This window comes from Shewanella sp. 2_MG-2023, from assembly GCF_030548905.1.
Lineage (GTDB): Bacteria > Pseudomonadota > Gammaproteobacteria > Enterobacterales > Shewanellaceae > Shewanella > Shewanella electrodiphila.
Genome location: NZ_JAUOSO010000002.1, coordinates 164,326 through 186,831, shown reverse-complemented (window position 1 = coordinate 186,831; position 22,506 = coordinate 164,326). Strand labels below are relative to the sequence as shown.

Sequence of the window (22,506 nt, the reverse complement as noted above, 5' to 3'; positions counted from 1 at the left end):
TATGCTTTTTTTATTTGAAACATTATTTTAGGTAGGGTAATCAACAGACCATACCATCCGGTAAAGAAAACCCAACCAGCAAACAAGTTTATAACCTTGCCATGTGTTGTTTCGTAATGAAAAGAATAGACATCTAGGTTAATCATTATTGATAACCAAAAAGTCGATGAAAGCACAATCATTAAGACACTCAACGCAAATAATGAAATGGCAGTAACAGCGTTCACATTCCTTTTCTGTTTTGTTTTTATACTGTTTTGGCAGTGACAAACTTTCAATAGTTCGACTCGTTCCATTTCGCAATGTATGCACAAAATTTTTCTTTTGCCAACTTGACTCATCGATGAAGCTTCCAATTTTATCATTAATGTTATTATTAGTTTATTAACTATAAAGAATAAAACGTTAAGGTTCTGTGTATTAAATCAAAGAAAGTAAGTTGATTTTAAATATTGTCACAGTTAATTATTCTATTTAGAAATAAAGTGGCTGATTTTAAATGATTATTTATTTTTAAATAAAAATATTTCAATTGTTTTTGAAATTTTTATTGTTAATCGAAGGTCTAATTATTCGTGTGGTATGAAATGAAGTGTTTTACGGAATACATGAAATTAAATTGGAGCTTAACATGAATACTAAACTTACATTATCGGCAGCACTCGGATTATTATTGACAAGTTTTGCTGCGCAATCTTCTAGCATAACCTTCCATGACGACCTTGATGTTGATAGTGTCAATGGTGTTGTGATTGAGTTTGAACGTGAAGTCGACTTAGGCACTGGCGAACAGTTAATCGAAGTTAGCTACAGCGACTTGTTCCAAGATAACGCTGATGATTCTGGGCATTGGGTTAAGTCACAGCCCTTGTACTTAAAGTTAGATGTGTCAGGGAATGAAAAATATCACCTAGAATTACCAGAATTATATTCAGCTGATGATGCTAAAGATTTTTTACAGAACCCAGTTTTATCATTAACGATAGATGGTCAACAGCATCAAGATATTACTTTATTAAGTCAGTCTCAATTATTTACACTGTTACTTTTAAACAAATAGCTTATGATTTTAGTTGCTATTCAATGTAGATGATTTAAATACTGATGTAGACTTATATTTATTATGCTGGCCTTGACCGTTTATTAGTGATTTTTTTTGCAGCTTATTTATATTTTATTATTACTCCATGTTATTTTATATGAAATGGCACTTATTGTGATTAATATCATTGGGCAAACAATGTTCAAAGGTGTCGTTATAAAGATGTCGTTATGAAAGTGACTTTTGAAAAGTGACATTTGAAAGGTGACATTTGAAAAGTGAGATAGAAATAAGTAGTTCATCCTAAAATAAACGCCATTTAATATAAATTAAATGGCGTTTTTGTTTACCGATAGACAAGATGTGCTCAACATGCGCTGTGGTTTCACTAAGTTCATTTGCTAATGAGGGAAAACCTCTATAATTGAGTGTTGTAACTTGCGTTCCCCTGTTAGGATCCTTATCATCGCGATCCCAAATTTAAAAAGGCAGCATCATGGCAATCAGAATCAAGCTTAGACCCAAGCGTGAAAAATCACTCGAACGTAAACATCCTTGGGTATTTGCTAGTGGTATACATAACATTAAAGGTAAGCTGCAAGCAGGTGAAACGGTTGATGTTGTTGCGCATGATGGTCATTGGTTAGGCCGTGGTGCATGGTCGCCAGAATCGCAAATTCAAGTACGAGTTTGGACATTTGATAAAGAAGAGCAAATCGATAAAGACTTCTTTACTCGACGCATTCAGCGTGCACAAGCGGGTCGAGAAGCGCTTATTGCCGAACAAGGGCTAACGGGTTATCGACTGATTGCTGCAGAATCTGATGGACTGCCAGGCATCACCATCGATAAGTATGCCAATGTATTAGTGTGTCAATTATTAAGCACTGGTGCTGACTTCTGGCGTGATACCTTAGTTGAGGTCTTAGCTGAGTTATACCCTGATTGTGCTATTTATGAGCGCTCAGATGTGGACTCTCGTAAGAAAGAAGGGCTGAAGCCTGTCACTGGTTTGCTTCATGGCGAGTTGCCTGAAATGCCTGTAGTGATAGAAGAAAATGGTATCAAGATTTCAGTGGATGTGACTAAAGGCCATAAAACAGGTTTTTATTTAGATCAACGTGACAATCGTGCAATTGCAGCGCGTTTTGTTAAAGGCAAGTCGGTATTAAACTGTTTTTGTTATACAGGCACATTTGGCTTATACGCAGCTAAAGGCGGCGCGGCCAGCATCGAAAATGTCGATGTATCAAAATTAGCGTTAGAAACTGCCCGTTTAAACATGGAAATTAATGGGTTTAGTGATGAGCATGTTAATTACCATGAAGCTGATGTGTTCAAGCTATTACGACAGTATCGTGATGAAGGTAAAACATTTGATGTTATCGTTCTAGACCCACCTAAGTTTGCCGATAACAAGGCGCAGTTAAATGGCGCGTGCCGTGGTTATAAAGATATTAATATGATTGCAATGCAACTGCTTAACCCAGGTGGAACCTTACTGACATTCTCATGTTCAGGGTTAATGGCTGCCGATTTATTCCAAAAGGTTGTTGCTGATGCTGCGCTGGATGCTAAACGTGATGTACAGTTTATTGATCGTTTAAGCCAAGCTAGCGATCATCCCATTGGTAGTGCATTTCCAGAAGGGTTTTACCTTAAGGGCCTTGTTGCTCGGGTGTTCTAAGGTTTAAGCGGTTTCTTAATGAGTTGTGTTTTACTCATTAACGCGTTAAGGCTACCAATTGGTAGCCTTTTTTTGTTACGAGAGTTTCTAGAGTTTCGCCATTATATAAAATGTAAAATGATGTTGTTTTGGATAAAAATTCGCAAATTAACGCAGTTTGCATAATGATTATATTATTGGAATTAACAGCTGAGCGAGTAGGTAATGAAAATGAAGGCTTTAATGATAAAACTAGTGGTAGTAGCCAGTTTTTCAATGTTGATGACTAGCGTGCAAGCACACGAAACGTTTGAACTAACCACATCAAATGATGGTACGTATATTCAGTCGTTTAAGTTTAGTAATGGCCAAAGTTTAGTGATTGCAGAGGGACGAATTGAACCTCGCTCAATTGGCTCGATTACCATTAAATTGTTTAAAGATTTATATGTAGGTGACTTTACCCAAGGGATTGTTATACCAAGAGATGGCACCATTCTTAACGTTGAAGTCATGGAGGATACTGATCAAGTACAAAAAGTGAAAATAACGACTGTGACTGCAGGCAGTGGTAATTATCAGTCTTCGCAATTGATTTGTGTCGAGAATAATAAGCTATTTGAATGTGAATAAAAACAGGCTGCAAGAGCAGCCTGTTATTTAAAACATATTAATTGAAGTCACTAAGTTAACTGATCCAATAAAGCCCTAGACTACTCATACATGCGAGCATCATTGTGGCTTCAAAAAACGTTTTGCTACTCAATAAGCTCTGCTTTCCTTGCTTCAAGCTTGCGATCAACTGATTTTGCTTATAAAGCCGACAGGTAAGTTGTTCTGTTTGAGGGTCAATAAGTAATTGTAATCGACAGGGTTTACCGCTTTTAAGCTCAATTTTATGGGTACTACGTTGTCCAAAATTAACCTTAGTCGACACGATTTTGTCATTAACTAAAACACGTTCTAATCCGATCCAGTCACTAGCCAGCAATTCAATCTTTTCCTGATTTAATTGATATTTGAAACTCGTCATAAACATCTCCTTGGCTTGTGAACCTACCTTAAGGTAAGCAGACAAATGTGACGTTTTCCAGCGAGAAAAATGAAGTTTTTTTGAATCGATCGGTATGTGTTTGTTGAGATTAAAGATTTTATTTTAATTATTTTTAATTGACAAAATTTACTTTTGAACTAGTAGATAAAGTATCTGGCTTTTGATAGTGATATTATATTTAACGTCTTAAAATCATAGGCTTAATTTTAATTCTCAGCCTTATTGTTATCCACTTTTACCAAGCCGCAATAGTGTCCAAGCAAGTCTCGCCAGCTGACGATCCCAACTAACTCATCATCTTGTAGAACAGGGAAACAGGTAATGCCTTTACTAAGCATTAATTGCGATGCACTTTGGATATCTAATGACGGGGTAATAGTAATTGGCCCGTGAGCCATCACCTGATGAACGCGTTTATTGAGGGTCTCAATGTCTCTGGTGAGCTCTGCTGCTGTGCCTAAATTAGGGCTGAGAGCATTGAGCAAATCAGTACGGGCTAAAATGCCTGAAATGGTTTTGTTTTCATCAAGCACCACTAAATGATGAAAAGGCACATTATCAAATATTTCTTTTGCTGTGCTAATGCGGTCATCCATTTCAATGGTGACCACTCTCGGGCTCATTATTTGCTCAATTGTGACCATGATGATCCTCCTTTTCAATTAATCTATTTATATCAGACAATTGTAAAGTGAACAAATCATCACAGCCTTTATTTGCGGTATTCAAACCATATAAAAAGTCGCTGCTAGTCGATATTTTTAGTCTTTGAGTGATAATCGATGTAGCGCTGACGTTTTTTAGGCTTAAGAGCATGAACATCCACCAAAACCAGTCCGTCAATACAATTGCCGAAGTCAGTATCAATACCAAAATCGAGAAACTTAACACCATCATCTTGGCAAAGTTCACCATATTGCTTATAAAGCGGAGGCACTGCAGCGCCCATGTTCGCCAAGGTGTGCTTTAACACCTTAAAACAGCTTGAGTAATCATTATCCTGATATAAACCGTTCAGTTGGTGTAGACGTTCATCTGTGAACTGATAGGGGCTATTAGATTGTGCCAGTTCGTTTGGCATTGAAAAGTGTTGCTGGTAAAAATGCACCATCATTTCTTTGGCTTGCTCAGGTAATTGGTCGCTAATCGACACAGGGCCAAATAAATATCTAAATTGCGGGTTTTTAGCTAAATAAGCGCCAATCCCTAACCATAAATAATCAAGACTCCGTTTACCCCAATATTTAGGTTGTACAAAACTTCTACCTAGCTCAAGTCCGCTTTCAAAATATGGCGCAAACTCATCTGAATACTTAAATAATGACTGGCTATATAGCTTTTCTGGGCCTTGTTCTTCATGGACTTTCTTAGCACTGGCGAATCGGTATGAGCCGACAATTTCCAATGCATCTTTATCCCACAACACTAAGTGCTGATAGTAAGGATCGTATTGATCGTTATCGCGGCGATTACCGCTGCCTTCGCCGACCGCGCGAAAAGCGATTTCACGTAATCTGCCAATTTCACGCATGATTGGGCTGCAATGATGGTGCTGATATAAAAATATCTGTTTGTTGTCGTTAGTCTCACCCAGTAACTCACACTGCTGCAGCGCTTGTTGCAACTCACTTCGCGACTCAGGATGAGCTATTGCGTTTTGTGTAGCAAAAAGCGGGCTGCGGTTTTTACCAATCCGATAAAGATGATTCTTAAGCAACTGTACTTTGGTTTTACGGGAAAAGTCATTGCTGGTTATGGCTTCTTTGGGGATCAATTGCCCAATACGAACAGGCATAGTTCGCTTGGCTTGTTTAAACATCTCTTTGACCAGCATTAAGCTCGCAAGGGGTTTGTAAATCATCGATGCGCCGTAAAACGCTGCTGAGTTTTTAGCATCAACGAATATGGGTAACAAAGGTGCATTGCAAGTGTTAGCCATTTTTAAGAAGCCTGAATGCCACTTTAAGTCAGTCACGCCAGAAGGTCGTAACCGTGATACTTCTCCAGATGGAAAAATCAGAACTGCACCTTCACTTTTGAGATGAAGGTGTATATTTTCAAGATGTTGCCTTGGGGTTCCACCAGACATGTTATTAACAGGCAACAATAAGGAATGCATGGGTTCTAATGCCATTAATAACTCGTTTGCTACCACTTTAATATCGGGTCTGACTTTACTAATGAGTTTTATTAATGCCAGTGCGTCGAGTGAACCGATAGGGTGGTTGGCGTAGATCACCACTCGACCTTCAATGGGAATGTTTTCGATTTCATTACTTGGCACTGAATAATTAAAGTCAAAACACTCCAGAACGTGCTCAACAAAATCAACGCCTTTTAAATATGCAAATTCAGCGGCTATATCATTGCACTGCTTTTCATTAAGTAAGTAACGTAGCATGGCCTTAGTGGGCATCGCAAGCCATGGGGTTTGGTTCAGTTTGGGTAAGTTCTGCTGAACTACGTTCTCTACGGAAAAAATCATTTTGATGACCTTTGTTGTTATCAATGCCTAAAAGCGGTTTTACTTAACTCACATTTAGTTCGCTAACAGTATTGGTTAAGCGACTTTCTGCTTAAATTCACTGCTTGGCTGCACGTTAAGTTGGAATTGTTTAATGACTTTGGTGGTGGATGCTTCGTCACTCCAACGTAATAGTTGTAATTGACCGCTGAAGGTTTCTGCTATTAAGGTGCAGTTTTCAACCCAGTCACCGTCGTTGGCGTAAACAATGTCATCGTGAAGTGACAATTCAGGTTGATGAATATGACCGCAAACAACCGCTTGTACCTGATGAGTTTTGGCATAACGTAAAACGGCATCTCGGTACATTTCTATCGCATGTTGTGCTTTGTTGACCCGCAGTTTGACGTAACTTGCTAGTGACCAGTATGGAAAGCCATAAGCGTGTCTGATTTGATGTAATTTACGGTTAAGGAACAGTAATACGTCGTATAAATGGTCCCCTAATTTGGCATACGCACGGCTAACACAAACTTCAGAGTCAAACTGGTCGCCATGAAGCATTAAGATTTTTTCGCCTGTGATGCATTCATGGATATATTCATTTGCCATGGTTATTCCCCACAAATGAAAGTCGGTATAAGACTTAAAGGCTTCATCGTGGTTACCAGGGATATATTTTATCTGAGTGCCATCTTTGGCCAGCTGGAGTAATTTTTGTAAGACGAGGTTATGGGTTTCTGGCCAGTAAACTTTCCGCTTCAGTGCCCAAATATCAATAACGTCGCCGACTAAGTAAATTTGCGCTGCTTTTGTTTGAGTCAGTAAATTCAGCAGAAATTCAGCCTTACAATCAACACTGCCTAAATGAATATCTGATAACCAAAGGGCATTGAACAGTTGTTTTATGTTTTCAGGAGGAAGCGATCGACCATTGGCAGTTATCGCTTCAGAGAATGGATTAAAGTTTGCTTTGTTATCAACATGACTTTGAGACATTGACGCTTCCCTGAATATGGATTTCAAGGCTAGCTTATGGGACGTTTTTGAATAACAGATGACGATAGTATGTCAAATCGGTGACAAACTTTATAAAACAACAGGTTGGCAATAGGTGATGAATTAAGCGTTTTAAATGATTTGCAGTGAATAGAAATCTGCTAACGCTATTATTAATAGACATAAAAAAGGGAGTCACTGTTTAGTGACTCCCTTTCATTTTTAACTCGTTTCGAATAACCAGATTATTTTGCTGCGTTAATGATGGCGCGAGCCATGTCATCTGCAACATCACCTGTTGTACGGTTATCTTTTTCAGCTTCATCAAAAATTTTGATTAAGGTGGTGTAGATTTCTTCTACTTTTGCGCTTGATTTAGCCGCATCATAATCACTTTCGAAAGAGACATTAATAATACCGCCAGCATTAATCACGTAATCTGGAGCGTATAAAATGCCTTTATCTTTCAGGATTTCACCATGACGAACTTCGGCTAGTTGGTTGTTCGCGCAACCAGCAACAATCGTTGCTTTCAACTGTGGGATAGTCGTGTCATTAATCGTAGCGCCAAGTGCACAAGGTGCATATACATCAACATCTTGGCTATAGATATCTTGTGGAGCAACGACTGTCGCACCAAATTCTGTCGCCACTTTATCTAAAGATGCTTGGTGAATATCGGTAACGATAAGTTCAGCGCCTTCTTCATGCAAATGCTTACATAAGTAGTAACCTACGTGACCCACGCCTTGAATTGAAATCTTAAGACCTTTAAGACTATCAATACCGCGTTGATGCTTAACGGCTGCTTTGATGCCTAAGTAAGTTCCTAAAGCTGTGAAAGGAGAAGGATCGCCACTTTTACCTTCAAGACCTGCCATGTAAGGCGTTTCTTGATGTGCAATCATGATATCTGCAGTTGAAACACCCACATCTTCAGCTGAAAAGTACTTGCCGCCAAGTGTATGAATGCAACGGCCAAATGCACGGAATAGCGCTTCACGATCTGTTGTTTTAGGATCGGCAATAATCACTGACTTACCGCCACCCATAGTTAAACCTGCAAGGGCATTTTTGTATGTCATGCCGCGCGAGAGGCGTAATACATCGTTTACTGCTTCATCATCTGAATCGTAGTTCCACATACGACAACCACCTACGGCAGGGCCGAGGTTAGTGTTATGAATTGCAATGATTGCTTTTAAGCCACTTTCTTCATCGTGACAAAAAACGACTTGTTCGTGGTTATCAAACGATACATGATTAAATAAAGCCACTGGTGATCTCCGCTGTGCGATAAAATAGTCGTTAGAGTTATACGGGATAACGACTGCTTGTTATTATTTATTGCAGAACGATAGCATTTAGCGATACTCTCAACAAAGATAGATTCATATAATTTTGTGATCTACGTGGCAATTTAGCTTGCCACTTTACGTAAACGTAAACTTTTTATGCGTTTCGTTACATTTGTCACCTTTTTATAGGTGTTGATGTTATTTTTATGATGGCAAATATAACAATAAAATAGGAAGAAAGAATGACCGAATCAGTGGCTGAGCCTAAAGTAGAACAACCCGATCCAGAAGTGCAAAGACAACAATGGGTCCAAGCGCAATTTCAAAAAGCCAATCGTTTCCTTGCTGAGAAAGGGGTCATCCCGTCTAAAGTACTTGCTGATGAAAGCCGTTACCTTGTGCCTTACCTCGCTATTTGGAAAATGGAATCTAAGCAACCGACTAAACAAACGTTCTGGGTTATGTCTGGTGACTTACCTTCAGATTATGTCGACGTGAAAGTAGCGGGTACTGCACGTGAAGCAATTCGTCATTTTTCAATGATGTGGCAGTTAAAAGCTGAGAACCTGCATAAGTCAGGCGCGACACGTGATGAAACCCAACTAAAATTTGCTAATTTATTGGTATCTCGTGCAGAGAGCCTTTACAAAATGCAAAATGATGAAAAGTTGTGGGAAGGTCAAGCCTAGCTTTGACAACAAACTTTTAAGTTAACAAATGAATGTTAGCGAACAATAAAGGCACCTTAAGGTGCCTTTTTTATGTCTAACGGATTTATCTTCATATAGATGTATGCACCTATGAATGAATTAAAGCGTTATTTACTGTTCAAATGACGCTGCATTAAATTCTGGTTAACTTCAGCCATAGAAAGTTGCTGATCTTCTAACAAAACAATCAAGTGATACATCAAATCAGAGGCTTCATTAATCAACTCTTCTTTATCATGAGTTGCTGCAGCTAAGGCTGTTTCTAAGCCTTCTTCACCGACTTTTTGCGCAATTCGTTTAGTACCTCGTTCAAATAAAGAAGCGGTGTAACTTGAATCTGCACTTTGTCCTTTGCGAGAAATGATCACATTGGTTAAGTTATCGATAAACGAATGTGCGTTGCCGTCAGGCCAGCAACTTTCAGTGCCAGTGTGACAAGTTGGACCATTTGGAATGACTTGTACCAGCAAGCTGTCATTATCACAGTCTTTATCAATAGCCACTAGATCTAACGTGTTCCCAGAGGTTTCACCTTTAGTCCATAAACGTTGTTTTGAACGACTATAAAAGGTGACTTTTCCTGTGGCTAAGGTATGTTCTAAAGCGGCCCTATCCATATAACCCAACATGAGCACCTTGCCAGTCAGGTGATTCTGAACAACGGCAGGGAGCATGTTGTCTTGTTTATCCCAAGCCAGTTCTGAAGTGTCAAATTTTACTGTTGAAGATTGTGTCATTATTCTTTTCTCTTGTTAATTAGCACATCTGTCTTATTTAGTTGCGTTTAAATGACTATATTTAATTATAGACGTATCGCAATATTCTCATTGGCTAAGTATTTCTTTAACTCATTGATATCAATTATGCCTTTGTGAAATACGCTAGCGGCAAGTGCTGCATCAACATTGGCTTGTTCAAACACTTCTTTAAAGTGCGCCATGGTTCCTGCGCCGCCAGAAGCAATTAATGGCACATCACATATCGCTCTGACAATGCTGAGCTGTTTAATATCATAACCACCACGAACGCCATCTTGGTTCATCACATTGAGTACGATTTCACCGCAACCTCGCTTTTGCACTTCTTCAACCCAATCTTGGGTAAACCATTGCGTATCTTTGGTCGCAGCCTCGTCACCGGTAAATTGTTTGACCTTATAACTGTCTGACTCGGCGTCATAAAATGAATCAATGCCTATCACGATACATTGACGGCCGAACTCATCTTGTAAGCGCGAAATCAAGCTAGGGTCGCTAAGTGCAGGGGAGTTAATTGAAATTTTATCCGCCCCATAAGCCAGCATTTGTCTGGCTTGTTCGATAGTTTTAATCCCGCCAGCAACACAAAATGGAATATCAATTTGTGCTGCAACACGACTCACCCAAGATTTATCAATGACTCTGTCGTGGGCACTGGCAGTGATATCGTAAAATACTAATTCATCGGCGCCTTCGAGCGCGTATCTTGCGGCTAATGGCTCAATGTCACCAATGATTTCATGGTTACGAAACTGCACACCTTTAACAACTTGACCGTCACGGACATCAAGACAAGGGACTAAACGTTTGGCCAACATGCAATTGCCTCCGCAACAGTAAAGTTCTCAATTAATAAGGCTTTGCCAATAATGATACCGTTAGCTTTGCTGTTTCTTACCGCTGCAACATCATCAAGTGTGGCAATGCCACCAGATGCCTGCCAATTAATTCCTGGATATGTGCTTGCAAGCTCTTGATATAAAACAGTGTTTGCCCCTTGAAGGGTACCATCACGGCTAATATCGGTGACTAAAGCATGTTTCAGTCCAACTGTACCAAATTCGCTCACAAGGGTTTCAAGTGACTTGCCGCCTCCAGTTTGCCAACCAGAAACTGCGACAATTTTTTCACCTTGCTCATTAATGTTCACATCTAATGCTAAACAAATCGCATCGCTACCGTATTTCACAAACCAGCTTTTAACCAGTTCAGGTTCTTTAACCGCAAGCGATCCGATAACGACACGCTTAACGCCAATATCGAGTAATTCTTTAACTTGCTGCTCACTGCGGATCCCACCACCGACTTGAATGTCAGTGTTAAGTCCTGCTGCTAATTCTGAAATCAGTTTGATTTGACGTTTTTCAGGATTTTTAGCACCGGTTAAGTCCACAATATGAAGTAACTTAGCACCTTGAGCTTCATATGATTGCAGCTGTGCTAAAGGGCTTAAATCAAAGGTCGTTTTTTGTTGATAATCACCTTGATATAAACGTACAACTTGGCCATCGATCAAATCAATTGCTGGAATAATCATGCTTGGCTCCCCATGTTCAGAAAATTCTGTAATATTTTTGAGCCGATAGCGGCACTTTTCTCTGGATGAAATTGCACCCCGAAGAAGTTATCTTTACCGATGGCAGCACTAAATGATTCACCGTATTGTGATGTGGCAATCGTGTATTCACTGATTGGCGCTTTAAAACTATGGACAAAGTACACATAGCTACCATCTTCAATACCATCAAAAAGAGGGTGGTCTGAGACTGAGATTTGATTCCAGCCCATATGAGGTAATGGCAAGCCTTGACTGTCTAAGTCATTTATTTGCGTAGGAATCAAGCCTAAGCACTCGATATCACTATCCGTACGCCCGCCATGTTCATTGGATTTCTCTGCTAGCATCTGCATGCCTAAACATACGCCCATCACAGGCTGAGTTAGGCTATTAATAATTGTGACTAAGTCACGGTTCACTAACGCATCCATAGCAGCACCTGCTGTACCAACACCTGGTAAAACTACACGTGCGGCAGATTTAATCACTTGATGATCGGCAGATACAATGACATTGGCTTGTAAACGCTCGAAAGCGAATCTTACAGAGCTTAAATTTGCACAGCCTGTATCAAGAATCACAGTCGTGTTTGCTTGATTCACAGCACTCACATTATTCACCCTACTTAAACCATTGTCTGTTGTCGTTGAGTTTGTCATTTGTACAACCTTAAAGAACACCTTTACTTGAAGGTAAAATATCACCCTCGACTTTAACCGCTTGACGCAGTGTTCTACCTAACACTTTAAACAAGGCTTCAACCTTGTGGTGATCGTTATCACCTTCAGTACTGATGTGCAGGGTACAACGAAGACCATCTGCGAATGAACGGAAAAAGTGTGGCACCATTTCAGTGGCCATTTCACCTACCATTTCTCGGTCAAATTGTGCATTGAACTTGATGAGTGGGCGACCAGAGATATCCATTAGACATTCACCGTTTGCTTCATCCATCGGCAAGCTAAAACCAAAGCGCGCAATGCCTCGTTTATCGCCTAATGCTTGACGTAGTGCATCACCAATAGCGAGTGCGGTATCTTCAACACTGTGGTGATCATCAATTTCTAAATCACCATCAACACTCACGTCCATTTTGAAATTACCGTGGGTTTGGATTTGATCAAGCATATGGTCAAAAAAGCCAATGCCAGTATCAATTTTGCCTTTGCTGGTGTCGTCTAGGTTAATGTTAACTTTGATATCAGTTTCTTTGGTCGTACGTACCACTTCACTGGTGCGTCCTTTATTTAGCAGGGCATCGGTAATGGCTAACCAATCTAAGCTTTCACGTTGATATTGAAAGCTGGCAATGCCCATTGCATTAGCCAGTTCAACATCGGTATGGCGATCGCCAATGACTGCTGAAGTGGTAAAATCGACTTTACCTTGGGTTAAGTAATCTTTAACTAAGCCAAGTTTAGGTTTACGGCAGCTGCAATTTTCATGGTCAAAATGTGGACAAATGACCACGTCATCAAATTTAACCCCTTGGCTTTCAAATATTTGCATCATCATATTATGTGGTGCATCAAAGTCAGCTTGTGGGAAAGAGTCTGTGCCTAAACCATCTTGGTTTGAGACCATGACTAGACGAAAGCCCGCATTTTGTAATTTTAACAATGACGGAATTACTTGCGGTTCAAAGACAAGTTTTTCTAATTTATCTAATTGCTTATCAATTGCCGGTTCTTCGACTAATGTGCCATCTCTATCAATAAACAATATTTTCTGCTTCATGGGACTTCCTTAAATTTTTTGTCATTCTGTATGGTTATCAGTGACGTTCTCACGAGGTTAAACATTAAGGTTTACTGCTGTTTACTGCTGTATACAGCACTATCTTATGCCTTAATTTATGCCCTAACTCGAGCCCTGATAACGCTATTATTTGTTTTTACTAAAGATGGCAATGAGCCTATCGGTATCTGATTCTTGACTGAAACTAAAACGAATTCGATTTTTTAAACGTACATCTTTATATGCTCTTGCGACTATCCCAGCCTGCTGCAGCGATTGGCTGACTGCATCTGTGCTAGTAAATTCTGCTAACACAAAGTTGCCATTAGCGGGTAGCACTTTGGCACCGTAAGCTTCAAGCGCTTGGCTTAAGCGTTTACCTTGCTCAGCTAATAGACTCACTTGCTGACGCATTAATTCAACCCCCTGGGTTGATAACGCTTTTTCTGCCACTTCAGATACAGGTAGTGGCACAGGGTAAGGGGCGATGACGCGCATGATTAAATCGATAATGTCAGTGTTTGCCATTAAAAATCCACAACGCGCACCTGCAAGTGCAAAGGCTTTAGATAGGGTTCTTAGCACCACAAGGTTTGGGTATTTCTCGATTAAATCCGCGACTGAATACTCAGCTGAAAATTCAATGTACGCTTCATCGATAACCACAATAGCATTAGGCATAGCGGCAATAGCCTGTTCAATGTCTTGTTTGCTAATGATGGTACCCGTAGGGTTATTCGGATTACAAATAAAGACAACTTTGGCACCCGCAGTTTGCTCTGAAAAACCATTAGGTAGTTGATATTCATCAGTTAACGATAAATTAATAACATCAACATTCACGGTTTTGGCACTGATGGCATACATACCATAAGTGGGCCCGAAACAGGCAATACTGTCTTTTGCTGGGGTGCAAAAAGCTCGAATAAGAAGTTCAATGCCTTCATCTGCGCCACGAGTTGAAACAATTGACTTTGCTGCCACGCCCGAATATTCACTGTATGCTTTTATCAAACTTTCAGGCTGGCATTCAGGGTAACGATTAAGTTTATTGAGTTCACTATTATTAAAAGGTGATTCATTAGCATTAATCCATACATCACCACGACCACCAATACGTCTTGCGCTTTCATAAGGCGTAAGATCAAGTAACTCAGGTCTAGCGAGCCTTTGTGCGAGTGTTAATTCGCTGTTTTGCTTTATGGAATTAGCCATTATCTTCTTCTTTATTTAACCAGTGGTGATGTATGTGTTTATAACGAAGCCAGTCTAATGGCTACGGCATTTTTATGTGCATCAAGTAGTTCGTTTTCAGCTAATACCATGACTGTTTCCCCTAAGCTTTGTAAACCTTGTGGGGTGAGCTCTTGTACCGTGAAGCGGCGCGAGAAATCAGCGAGCGATAAACTTGAAACACTGCGGCTGTAGCCATATGTCGGTAATACATGGTTTGTGCCACTGGCATAATCACCAACAGACTCAGGTGTATATGCCCCTAAAAACACACTACCGGCAGCACGTATATTGGCTAAAATGGCTCTTGGGTTTTCAGTCTGAATAATTAAATGTTCAGGGCCGTATAGGTTTGAAACCATCGCAGCTTCAGTCATGTCTTTCACTAAAATAGTGCGGCTACAACTTAAGGCTTCTGCTGCAATATCTTGGCGAGAAAGTTCAGCAAGCTGTTTTTCTAGTTCAACATTGACCGCATCGGCGATATTGGCTGATTCAGTTACTAACATCACTTGCGAGTCTGGGCCGTGCTCTGCCTGAGACAATAAATCGGCTGCGATAAATGCAGGGTTTGATTTCTCATCTGCAATGACGAGTACTTCTGATGGCCCTGCTGGCATATCAATGGCGACACTACAGCGACCATCTTGCGATACTAAACGTTTAGCTTCGGTAACAAAACGGTTTCCTGGTCCGAATATTTTATCGACTGCAGGAACTGATTCCGTACCAAAAGCCAGCGCGGCAATCGCTTGAGCACCGCCCACTTGATAGATCTCAGTAATACCACACACTTTGGCTGCGTAAACAATCGCATCATTGATGGGTGGTGGGCTTACTAGCACTCTTTGCTCACAACCTGCAATTCTTGCGGGTAGTGCTAGCATCATGACGGTAGAAATCAACGGAGCACTGCCACCAGGAATATACAAACCCACTTTTTCAATCGCTTCAGAGCGAAGTTCGCAGCGAATACCCGGCTGAGTTTCCACATCAATAGCTTTGAAAGCCTGTGCCTGGTGAAATGTCTCGATATTGCTAACCGCATTTGCAACTGCTTGTTTAACGTCATTACTGACTCTTTCACAAGCTTGTTCTATCTCAAGTGCCGATAAACCCAAAGATGAAACATTAATACCATCAAAACGTTGGCTATACTGCTTAAGTGCTTCATCTCCATCTGCAACGACGGTATTGATGATGTCACGTACAGACTGTTCAACACTGTTGTCACCAATCAAAGGCGAGCGAAGTAACGCTTGCTGCTGTGCTTGTTGGCTTAATTGATCCCAATTAAGTATTTGCATTGATTGTTTGATTTGCATTTACCGCTCCGCTACTGCTATTTCGTTAACGCTAGTATTTTTATCTGCTGATGATTTATTAAAACTAGCCAGCCATTTTTTCAATTGGCATCACTAGAATTGAGCTGGCACCGAGCGCCGTTAACTCTTCCATTGTGTCCCAGAATAAATCTTCTGTGCTAACTGCGTGAATTGCGACGCGATCAGTATCATCGTTAAGTGGTAAAACCGTTGGGTTTTCAGCACCTGGCAGTAGGGCTACAATTTGATCTAATGTTTCTCTAGGTGCGTGCAATAAGATGTACTTACTTTCGCGGGCACGAACTACGCCGTTCATGCGAGATAAGATTTTATCGATTAATGCTTGTTTACCGGGCTCTTGCTCTTCAGCTGACTGGATAATACAAGCCATTGATTGGTAGATAACGTCAGTTTCGTACAATCCATTGGCTTCAAGGGTTGCACCTGTTGAAACTAAATCGCAAATCCCATCAGACAGACCCGCACGCGGTGCGACTTCAACAGAGCCTTTTAACATACAGTCACTGTAGTTAATGCCTTTTTCCTGCATATAGCGGCGAAGCAGGTTAGGGTATGAAGTGGCAATGCGAAGTCCTTCAAGTGAGCTGGCATTTTCATAGCTAAACTCATTTGGTACGGCTAATGATAAGCGACAAGCACCAAAGTCTAATTCACGCAGTTTTACACACTCAGCTGGCTTGCCTAAAGTTTGGCGTTCAATTTGTTCTTCTTCGAGAACATTCTCGCCAATAATACCTAAATCAACGACACCATCCATGACTAAACCTGGAATGTCATCATCACGTACACGTAGTAAATCGATTGGCATATTGTCAGCGTGAACGATGAGTCGTTGCTCATTCACATTGAATTTAACGCCACAACTTTTCAGTAATTTTTGTGACTCTTTTGATAGTCGACCAGATTTTTGAATCGCAATACGCAGTCTGTTATTTTCGCTCATGGTGTAACCCCTAATAAATTTAATATAAAAACAATAATTTAAGCCTAAAAACTAAAAAACCCCTGAAATTTCTTTCAGGGGTTTGTGTATTTTTTTACAACCGCCTGAAGGAAATAGTCCTCCGGCAGTGAGCATCCGAAGGCTACCGCAAATGGTGATGATGATGGTTTGTATCGATTCGGATGAACATAATAAATTCTCTTTAAATTAGCTTGTGTAATTTCATTACAAACAATCTAACCCCTTTTAAATTTGTTTGCAATACAGAATAAAGACTTATTGTGATTTTTTTTAAAATAAAAAATATAACTTATATCAGTATGATTTTTAGACTTATTTTTGTTCTGTTTGTATATACAAGTAAGCGAAACACTGCTGATATATCGACAGCTTTTATTGTGAAAATTTTATAAAGAAAATGAAAGTAAGAAAGTTAATTTCAAACTTAGTCTTACTCGTTAATTCAACTTAATATTTAATGTTACCTAGTATTTGAATTGTTAAGCGTGCTAATTACATAGATAATATGATAGATAAAAGCCGTTAGTCTGATAATCCGATAAAAAGTGGTACCAATGAGTTCATCTTTAAGAGTTAATTGTGAGCAGTAGATTGCAAAAAGAAGTCGAATTAGCTTTTTCATCTGAAGGCGCTTTAGCGAAAAGTATTCATCAATACCGACCAAGACAGAGCCAGTTTGATATGGCAATGGCGGTGAGTGATGCCGTCGCTAATAAGCACAATCTCATTTTAGAAGCGGGTACTGGTGTTGGTAAAACTTATGCTTATCTGATCCCTGCATTATTGAGTGGCAAACAAGTTATCATCAGTACCGGCAGTAAAAACCTTCAAGAGCAATTATTTTTTAAAGATTTACCCTTATTGCTGAAAATGTTTTCTGTCGCGCCAAAAACTGCTTTATTAAAGGGTCGCAGTAACTATTTATGTCAGCTAAGGCTTGAGAAAAACCTGCAGAACATCAGCCAAATGTCTCCTCAAGTGGTAGATGAACTCATTAAGATCAACCAGTGGGCCAGTATGACCAAAGACGGTGATATTGGAAACCTGACTGCCGTTGCTGAAAACTCGGCCACTATTGGCACAGTGACTAGCACTAAAGAAAGCTGTACGGGTAAAAAGTGCGCTTATTACGATGCTTGCTTTAGTCGTAAAGCAAAAATTAAAGCCCAGGATGCAAAAGTGGTGGTGGTCAATCATCATTTGTTTTTTGCTGATCGCTTATTAAAAGACACAGGCTTTGCTGAATTATTACCTGAAGCGGACGTGGTGGTGTTCGATGAAGCGCATTTAGTGCCAGATGTTTGCATTAATTATTTTGGCCAACAAATTGCCACGCGAGATATAGACCGTCTATTAAATCAGGTGATTGATGTTTATCGCACCGAGCTGCGTGACACCATCCAATTAGAGCAATTAAGTCAGCGAAGCTTAGTGAAATTATCCCATTGGCAAAACGAGTTACTGGAAGCTGAAGTGACCGATTGGCGCCAAGTCATATCGAACAAAGCACTTGCGACTCAATCATGGGACTTATTAACCGAGCTGATGACAATTTTGAAGGTCACCACTGAGCATGTCGGGCGTAGCGAGACATTAGATTCAATCGTCACACAACTTGCTACTTTGATTGGTAATTTGCAGAGCTATTTTGAATGCCATGATCAAAACGCCGCGTACAGTGTTGAACCTAGTGGCCGCTTTACCATGTTGAGAGTTGCGCCAATTAATATTGCCAAACAATGTCAGCAGTTATTTGATAAAAACACCCAATGGATTTTTACCTCAGCGACATTGCAAGTAAATCGTCAGCTTAAACATTTCGCAGACGAATTAGGTTTAGGAAAAGCAAAACAAATTATTCTAGATAGCCCATTTGATTACCCAAATCAGGCGTTATTTTGTGTGCCAAGGCATCTGGCTAAATCAGGCCAATCTGCGGCTAATGTCAATCAACTCGTTGATGTTTGCACTCAAGCGATTAATGCAGCGCAAGGCCGTACCTTTATTTTATTTACTAGCCATCACATGCTACAGCAAGTGGCAATAGCACTGCAGCGTAAGGTCAATTACCCTTTATTAGTCCAAGGCCAAGCCAGTAAGCAAAGCTTATTGAATAAATTCCGTCAGCTCGGCAATGGGGTTTTACTGGGTACTAGCAGTTTTTGGGAAGGCATTGATGTTAGGGGACGTTTATTAAGTTGCGTGATCATTGATAAACTGCCATTTGTATCACCTGACGATACCTTATACCGTGCAAGGGCCGCCAATGCAGAGCGCAGTAATAAAGATCCATTTCAGACTATTTCATTACCTCAAGCAGTGATCAGTTTGAAGCAAGGAGTAGGGCGTTTGATAAGGGATGAAAAAGATCGCGGCGTATTAATTTTGTGTGATAACCGTATAGTGAACCGTCCATATGGTGAGGCTTTTATTAACTCTTTGCCGCCAATGAGCCGTACCCGAGATTTAGATACCGCGTTAAGCTTTTTAAAACGTATCCCATAAGTTATTATATCGTCCATTATTTAAAGATATATTCTAGGGCCTGTTGTTCTTTGCTGGTTAAGTTTAGTTCGAAATAAAAGCGTTGTAATCGAGGCGGATGAGTTGATGCCTAGTCATCTAAGCATCTTTTATTGACAAAGATGCATTCAACAAAGAGTAAAACGCTTTTAATCGAACCCCTTGGGCAGCGTTTGTTGGCCATTTTTACTACGTTATCGACTTTTTATGTAGAATAACTACACTACAAAGTCTCTGCCTTGTATAAATGGCCAACAACTCGCTGCAAAAACAACCTTGAAAGATCAACAGGCCCTAGGGTTAACAAGGCTTACATGACTCAAATTGATTCAGATTTAACAATACTTGCATTAGATACTTGTACAGAATCTTGTTCTGCGGCTTTAATTAAACAGCAGCAACGATTTAGCCGCTCAGCGAATGCACCAAGAGAGCATAGTCAGCGTTTATTGCCAATGGTTGATGAAGTATTAAAAGAAGCCGAGATCAAAATTGCTGATGTAAACTTGATTGCATATGGCCGTGGACCTGGGAGCTTTACTGGTATCCGTATCTGCACAAGCATGACGCAAGGTTTAGCCCTAGGACATGATATTCCTGTTATTGGCATATCGACGTTAGCGACAATGGCACAAATGGCCATTGACTCAGCTGATGCAAAACAAGTTTTTGTCGCTATTGACGCTAGAATGAATGAAATCTACTGGGGTCAGTTTATTGCAGTCGACGGCATTGCAACTTTGGTTGACGAAGAGTATGTGACCAACCCAGATAAAGTCACGCTTACGTTAGATCCTAAGCAACAAATTATGCTTTGCGGCACAGGCTTTGATGCTTACCCAGATTTGTTAGCTGAAGTTGATTCAATCATCATGACAGATATTAAACTTCCTGATGCTGAAGCTATGCTTAAGTTAGCTAAGGTTGGTTTTGAGCAAGGTTTATCTACGACAGTTGATGATTTAGCACCAGTTTACCTTCGGGATACTGTGACTTGGAAAAAGCTTCCTGGCAGAGAATAACCTAGGTTATCATCACATTTTGAATCTGTGCACGTGAGTTAATTAACCAAAGGAGGACAATTTATGCAACCAGCTATGCAATCAACTATGCACTCATCAATGCAATCATCAATGTATTCGGCCGTTCAGCCATTGTCTTCCTATAACCCTTTCTCAATCAGTAATGGTTCGGCGCCTCAGGCTATTAAGCCAAACGCTTCAGCTCAAGTAGATGCTGTTAGTGATATATCAGCCATTAAAGCGCAATCAAAAACCAACGCTGCAGTTAATAACGTTAATCAAAATGATGGCCAACTTGTTCCGGATAATGAGCAAGTGCTTTATTTTGATGAGTCAGCGATAAAATCTGCTGTTGATGCCAAAGTACAATATGATCAACAAACATCAAGTCATGCTCATCAGCATCATTCTCAAGGCAGTGAAGGTGCAATAAAAGAATACTTGCTCAATCAGCACGCTGCTCAACGGGATCAAATTCAACAAATGGTGGGCATTGATTTATATGCATGAACCTAAGCCGAAAAGCTTATCTGCTATTCCGTCCAAAGGGTTATTTTTTCTAGAACTTTTTGTGGCATTCCTTATTACCAAATTGCCTTTTATTAGCATCCCATTTAAATGGTTTGAAAGTTACTTTCATGAAATTTCTCATGGAATAGCCGCTATTATTACCGGTGGTATGGTTAATCAAATCCAGTTATTTCCAAACGGTGCGGGCTTGTGTTTCACCCAAGGTGGCTTTGCGCCATTAATCACCTTCAGTGGCTATTTTGGCGCTGCGCTTTGGGGATATCTTATATTTTTATTAGCCACATGGCGCGCCGGAATCCGCTTTACTTTAGGTTTACTAGGCTTAACAGTCGTGGCATCTATTGTGTTTTGGGCGCGAGATATACTCACCATTGGTATTCTCATTTCTCTGGCAATGTTTTTATTACTGCCGCTGAAATTCGAGCATAGTGCCTGGTTGAATAGTTTATTGCGTATGCTCGGTCTTATGATTGTGCTCAATGCCATGACAAGCCCTACGGTATTATTTGGGCTATCTACTCAAGGTGATGCAGCTAAGCTTTCTCAGCTTACTTGGTTGCCTTCTTGGCTCTGGGTCATCATGTGGTTGGTGTTTAGTTGTTTTATGTTATGGATGTGCTGGCGAAGAGTTGACGACAAAAAACCAGAAACAGTTTAGAGTGATCAACTTAGCAACATTTGCCGTATCAGTTGCTGATTTTAAAAGACAATTTCTTCAGGGAGAAGACAATGAAACGTACGTTACTATTAACCACTGCGCTGGGATTAAGTACACTAGGTTTAGCCACAGTCAGTAGCAGTGTCATTGCACATGACCATGCAAGCAGCGAAAAAGTCCAAGCAGTCAAAATTAACCCACAACTTGCAGCAGCCGTTGCGAGTGAATTTCGTAGCGAAAAAAATGCTGCACGTGATGAGCATCGTAATCCAGCTGAAACACTCGCGTTTTTAGGTATTCAAGCAGATGATACCGTTATTGAACTATGGCCAGGCGGTGGTTGGTACACTGAAATTTTAGCGCCTTACTTAGCTGAAAAGGGCAAGTACATTGGTGGTATTTTTGAGACTAACCCGAAAGAAGATACTAAACGTACGCAGTACTATGCTAAATCGGGCAAAAAATTTGAAACTTGGTTAAGTGACAATAAAGAAGCGGTAGGTAATGCTTCTACCGTGACTTTCCAGCCTCCTGCATCAGTTGATTTAGGTATCGATAATAGTGCTGATTATGTACTGACTTTCAGAAATCTTCATAATTGGGCTGGTCAAAAACAGCTAGAAAACGCGTTCACTGCATCTTATAAAGTACTTAAAGATGGCGGAATATTTGGCGTTGTTGAACATCGCGCAAACCCAGGAATGTCGTTTGATAGTGGCTACATGGATCAAGCTGAAATGATTGCATTAGCTGAAAAAGTGGGCTTCACTTTGGTTGCTGCATCTGAAATCAATGCGAATCCAAAAGACACTAAGGACTATGCGAAAGGCGTATGGACATTGCCTCCACGTTTAGCCCTAGAAGATCAAGATAAGCAAAAGTATCTTGATATCGGCGAAAGCGATCGTATGACACTTAAATTTGTCAAAAAAGCTAAGTAATC

22 protein-coding genes are annotated in these 22,506 nt (G+C 40.2%); 9 read left to right on the top strand and 13 right to left on the bottom strand.

The features are described 5' to 3' along the window. Positions 1-631: 631 nt before the first annotated feature. The 3 genes from Q4600_RS03120 to Q4600_RS03110 all read left to right on the top strand — a co-directional run bounded on the left by Q4600_RS03120 (position 632) and on the right by Q4600_RS03110 (position 3,341). Positions 632-1,060, top strand: coding sequence for a DUF2057 family protein (locus tag Q4600_RS03120; RefSeq protein ID WP_102526180.1), 429 nt, complete (start codon positions 632-634; stop codon positions 1,058-1,060). Positions 1,061-1,538: 478 nt separating this feature from the next. Further along, the gene (locus Q4600_RS03115) at positions 1,539-2,729 is read left to right on the top strand and encodes a class I SAM-dependent rRNA methyltransferase (protein WP_303514310.1); all 1,191 of its coding nucleotides are present in this window, start codon (positions 1,539-1,541) and stop codon (positions 2,727-2,729) included. Between the two features lie 210 nt (positions 2,730-2,939). Continuing rightward, positions 2,940-3,341, top strand: a complete 402-nt coding sequence (locus tag Q4600_RS03110) for a PliI family lysozyme inhibitor of I-type lysozyme (RefSeq protein ID WP_303514312.1) — start codon at positions 2,940-2,942, stop codon at positions 3,339-3,341. 55 nt (positions 3,342-3,396) lie between these two features. Here Q4600_RS03110 and Q4600_RS03105 read toward each other — a convergent pair whose 3' ends face one another. The 5 genes from Q4600_RS03105 to Q4600_RS03085 form a co-directional block, all read right to left on the bottom strand. After that, complete coding sequence (locus Q4600_RS03105) at positions 3,397-3,741, bottom strand: hypothetical protein (protein ID WP_102526268.1); 345 nt, start codon at positions 3,739-3,741, stop codon at positions 3,397-3,399. A 227-nt stretch (positions 3,742-3,968) separates the two neighbouring features. Further along, positions 3,969-4,406 (bottom strand): CBS domain-containing protein, encoded by a 438-nt coding sequence (locus Q4600_RS03100; protein WP_229369629.1) that lies wholly within the window; start codon positions 4,404-4,406, stop codon positions 3,969-3,971. Positions 4,407-4,510: 104 nt separating this feature from the next. After that, the gene (locus Q4600_RS03095; RefSeq protein ID WP_303514315.1) at positions 4,511-6,247 is read right to left on the bottom strand and encodes a GNAT family N-acyltransferase; all 1,737 of its coding nucleotides are present in this window, start codon (positions 6,245-6,247) and stop codon (positions 4,511-4,513) included. Positions 6,248-6,322: 75 nt separating this feature from the next. Further along, positions 6,323-7,225: a UDP-2,3-diacylglucosamine diphosphatase gene (locus Q4600_RS03090; protein ID WP_303514317.1), complete on the bottom strand. Its 903-nt coding sequence runs from the start codon at positions 7,223-7,225 to the stop codon at positions 6,323-6,325. Between the two features lie 245 nt (positions 7,226-7,470). Beyond that, complete coding sequence (locus Q4600_RS03085) at positions 7,471-8,502, bottom strand: Glu/Leu/Phe/Val dehydrogenase dimerization domain-containing protein (protein WP_303514320.1); 1,032 nt, start codon at positions 8,500-8,502, stop codon at positions 7,471-7,473. 263 nt (positions 8,503-8,765) lie between these two features. Here Q4600_RS03085 and Q4600_RS03080 point away from each other — a divergent pair, with 263 nt between their 5' ends. After that, positions 8,766-9,212 carry a DUF4826 family protein gene (locus tag Q4600_RS03080; RefSeq protein ID WP_102526263.1) on the top strand — a complete coding sequence of 149 codons (447 nt, stop codon included), beginning with the start codon at positions 8,766-8,768 and terminating at the stop codon, positions 9,210-9,212. 128 nt (positions 9,213-9,340) lie between these two features. Here Q4600_RS03080 and hisIE read toward each other — a convergent pair whose 3' ends face one another. The 8 genes from hisIE to hisG all read right to left on the bottom strand — a co-directional run bounded on the left by hisIE (position 9,341) and on the right by hisG (position 16,808). Beyond that, positions 9,341-9,970, bottom strand: a complete 630-nt coding sequence (gene hisIE, locus Q4600_RS03075) for a bifunctional phosphoribosyl-AMP cyclohydrolase/phosphoribosyl-ATP diphosphatase HisIE (RefSeq protein ID WP_303514324.1) — start codon at positions 9,968-9,970, stop codon at positions 9,341-9,343. A 65-nt stretch (positions 9,971-10,035) separates the two neighbouring features. Then, positions 10,036-10,809, bottom strand: a complete 774-nt coding sequence (hisF, locus tag Q4600_RS03070) for an imidazole glycerol phosphate synthase subunit HisF (RefSeq protein WP_248955772.1) — start codon at positions 10,807-10,809, stop codon at positions 10,036-10,038. Next, positions 10,791-11,528: a 1-(5-phosphoribosyl)-5-[(5-phosphoribosylamino)methylideneamino]imidazole-4-carboxamide isomerase gene (gene hisA, locus Q4600_RS03065; protein WP_303514327.1), complete on the bottom strand. Its 738-nt coding sequence runs from the start codon at positions 11,526-11,528 to the stop codon at positions 10,791-10,793. Before hisA ends, hisF begins: the two co-directional genes overlap by 19 nt. Beyond that, complete coding sequence (hisH, locus tag Q4600_RS03060; protein ID WP_303514495.1) at positions 11,525-12,151, bottom strand: imidazole glycerol phosphate synthase subunit HisH; 627 nt, start codon at positions 12,149-12,151, stop codon at positions 11,525-11,527. Before hisH ends, hisA begins: the two co-directional genes overlap by 4 nt. Before the next feature lie 67 nt (positions 12,152-12,218). Beyond that, a complete protein-coding gene (hisB, locus tag Q4600_RS03055) occupies positions 12,219-13,286 on the bottom strand; it encodes a bifunctional histidinol-phosphatase/imidazoleglycerol-phosphate dehydratase HisB (protein WP_303514329.1) in 1,068 nt (355 codons plus the stop codon). Between the two features lie 147 nt (positions 13,287-13,433). Then, the gene (hisC, locus tag Q4600_RS03050; RefSeq protein ID WP_303514331.1) at positions 13,434-14,501 is read right to left on the bottom strand and encodes a histidinol-phosphate transaminase; all 1,068 of its coding nucleotides are present in this window, start codon (positions 14,499-14,501) and stop codon (positions 13,434-13,436) included. Between the two features lie 38 nt (positions 14,502-14,539). Beyond that, on the bottom strand, positions 14,540-15,826 hold the full coding sequence (gene hisD, locus Q4600_RS03045) for a histidinol dehydrogenase (protein ID WP_303514497.1): 1,287 nt from the start codon (positions 15,824-15,826) through the stop codon (positions 14,540-14,542). Between the two features lie 82 nt (positions 15,827-15,908). Continuing rightward, positions 15,909-16,808, bottom strand: a complete 900-nt coding sequence (gene hisG, locus Q4600_RS03040) for an ATP phosphoribosyltransferase (RefSeq protein WP_102526256.1) — start codon at positions 16,806-16,808, stop codon at positions 15,909-15,911. Between the two features lie 600 nt (positions 16,809-17,408). Between hisG and Q4600_RS03035 the strand changes: the two genes are divergently transcribed. The 5 genes from Q4600_RS03035 to Q4600_RS03010 all read left to right on the top strand — a co-directional run bounded on the left by Q4600_RS03035 (position 17,409) and on the right by Q4600_RS03010 (position 22,504). Continuing rightward, entirely contained in the window at positions 17,409-19,334 is a 1,926-nt protein-coding gene (locus Q4600_RS03035; protein ID WP_303514335.1) for an ATP-dependent DNA helicase, read from the top strand. Between the two features lie 332 nt (positions 19,335-19,666). Further along, positions 19,667-20,374 carry a tRNA (adenosine(37)-N6)-threonylcarbamoyltransferase complex dimerization subunit type 1 TsaB gene (gene tsaB / locus Q4600_RS03025; RefSeq protein ID WP_102526254.1) on the top strand — a complete coding sequence of 236 codons (708 nt, stop codon included), beginning with the start codon at positions 19,667-19,669 and terminating at the stop codon, positions 20,372-20,374. A gap of 63 nt (positions 20,375-20,437) precedes the next feature. Then, positions 20,438-20,884, top strand: coding sequence for a hypothetical protein (locus tag Q4600_RS03020; protein ID WP_102526253.1), 447 nt, complete (start codon positions 20,438-20,440; stop codon positions 20,882-20,884). Further along, positions 20,877-21,563: a M50 family metallopeptidase gene (locus Q4600_RS03015; protein ID WP_303514340.1), complete on the top strand. Its 687-nt coding sequence runs from the start codon at positions 20,877-20,879 to the stop codon at positions 21,561-21,563. The genes Q4600_RS03020 and Q4600_RS03015 overlap by 8 nt, the downstream gene beginning before the upstream one ends. A gap of 71 nt (positions 21,564-21,634) precedes the next feature. Continuing rightward, entirely contained in the window at positions 21,635-22,504 is an 870-nt protein-coding gene (locus tag Q4600_RS03010; RefSeq protein ID WP_102526251.1) for a class I SAM-dependent methyltransferase, read from the top strand. Positions 22,505-22,506: the final 2 nt, after the last annotated feature.

Bases quoted from the DNA above. Each gene is read 5' to 3' on its own strand.
- Q4600_RS03120 (WP_102526180.1), top strand. From the start codon at position 632: ATGAATACTAAACTTACATTATCGGCAGCACTCGGATTATTATTGACA.
- Q4600_RS03115 (WP_303514310.1), top strand. From the start codon at position 1,539: ATGGCAATCAGAATCAAGCTTAGACCCAAGCGTGAAAAATCACTCGAA.
- Q4600_RS03110 (WP_303514312.1), top strand. From the start codon at position 2,940: ATGAAGGCTTTAATGATAAAACTAGTGGTAGTAGCCAGTTTTTCAATG.
- Q4600_RS03105 (WP_102526268.1), bottom strand. From the start codon at position 3,741: ATGACGAGTTTCAAATATCAATTAAATCAGGAAAAGATTGAATTGCTG.
- Q4600_RS03100 (WP_229369629.1), bottom strand. From the start codon at position 4,406: ATGGTCACAATTGAGCAAATAATGAGCCCGAGAGTGGTCACCATTGAA.
- Q4600_RS03095 (WP_303514315.1), bottom strand. From the start codon at position 6,247: ATGATTTTTTCCGTAGAGAACGTAGTTCAGCAGAACTTACCCAAACTG.
- Q4600_RS03090 (WP_303514317.1), bottom strand. From the start codon at position 7,225: ATGTCTCAAAGTCATGTTGATAACAAAGCAAACTTTAATCCATTCTCT.
- Q4600_RS03080 (WP_102526263.1), top strand. From the start codon at position 8,766: ATGACCGAATCAGTGGCTGAGCCTAAAGTAGAACAACCCGATCCAGAA.
- hisIE (WP_303514324.1), bottom strand. From the start codon at position 9,970: ATGACACAATCTTCAACAGTAAAATTTGACACTTCAGAACTGGCTTGG.
- hisF (WP_248955772.1), bottom strand. From the start codon at position 10,809: ATGTTGGCCAAACGTTTAGTCCCTTGTCTTGATGTCCGTGACGGTCAA.
- hisA (WP_303514327.1), bottom strand. From the start codon at position 11,528: ATGATTATTCCAGCAATTGATTTGATCGATGGCCAAGTTGTACGTTTA.
- hisB (WP_303514329.1), bottom strand. From the start codon at position 13,286: ATGAAGCAGAAAATATTGTTTATTGATAGAGATGGCACATTAGTCGAA.
- hisC (WP_303514331.1), bottom strand. From the start codon at position 14,501: ATGGCTAATTCCATAAAGCAAAACAGCGAATTAACACTCGCACAAAGG.
- hisD (WP_303514497.1), bottom strand. From the start codon at position 15,826: ATGCAAATACTTAATTGGGATCAATTAAGCCAACAAGCACAGCAGCAA.
- hisG (WP_102526256.1), bottom strand. From the start codon at position 16,808: ATGAGCGAAAATAACAGACTGCGTATTGCGATTCAAAAATCTGGTCGA.
- tsaB (WP_102526254.1), top strand. From the start codon at position 19,667: ATGACTCAAATTGATTCAGATTTAACAATACTTGCATTAGATACTTGT.
- Q4600_RS03020 (WP_102526253.1), top strand. From the start codon at position 20,438: ATGCAACCAGCTATGCAATCAACTATGCACTCATCAATGCAATCATCA.
- Q4600_RS03015 (WP_303514340.1), top strand. From the start codon at position 20,877: ATGCATGAACCTAAGCCGAAAAGCTTATCTGCTATTCCGTCCAAAGGG.
- Q4600_RS03010 (WP_102526251.1), top strand. From the start codon at position 21,635: ATGAAACGTACGTTACTATTAACCACTGCGCTGGGATTAAGTACACTA.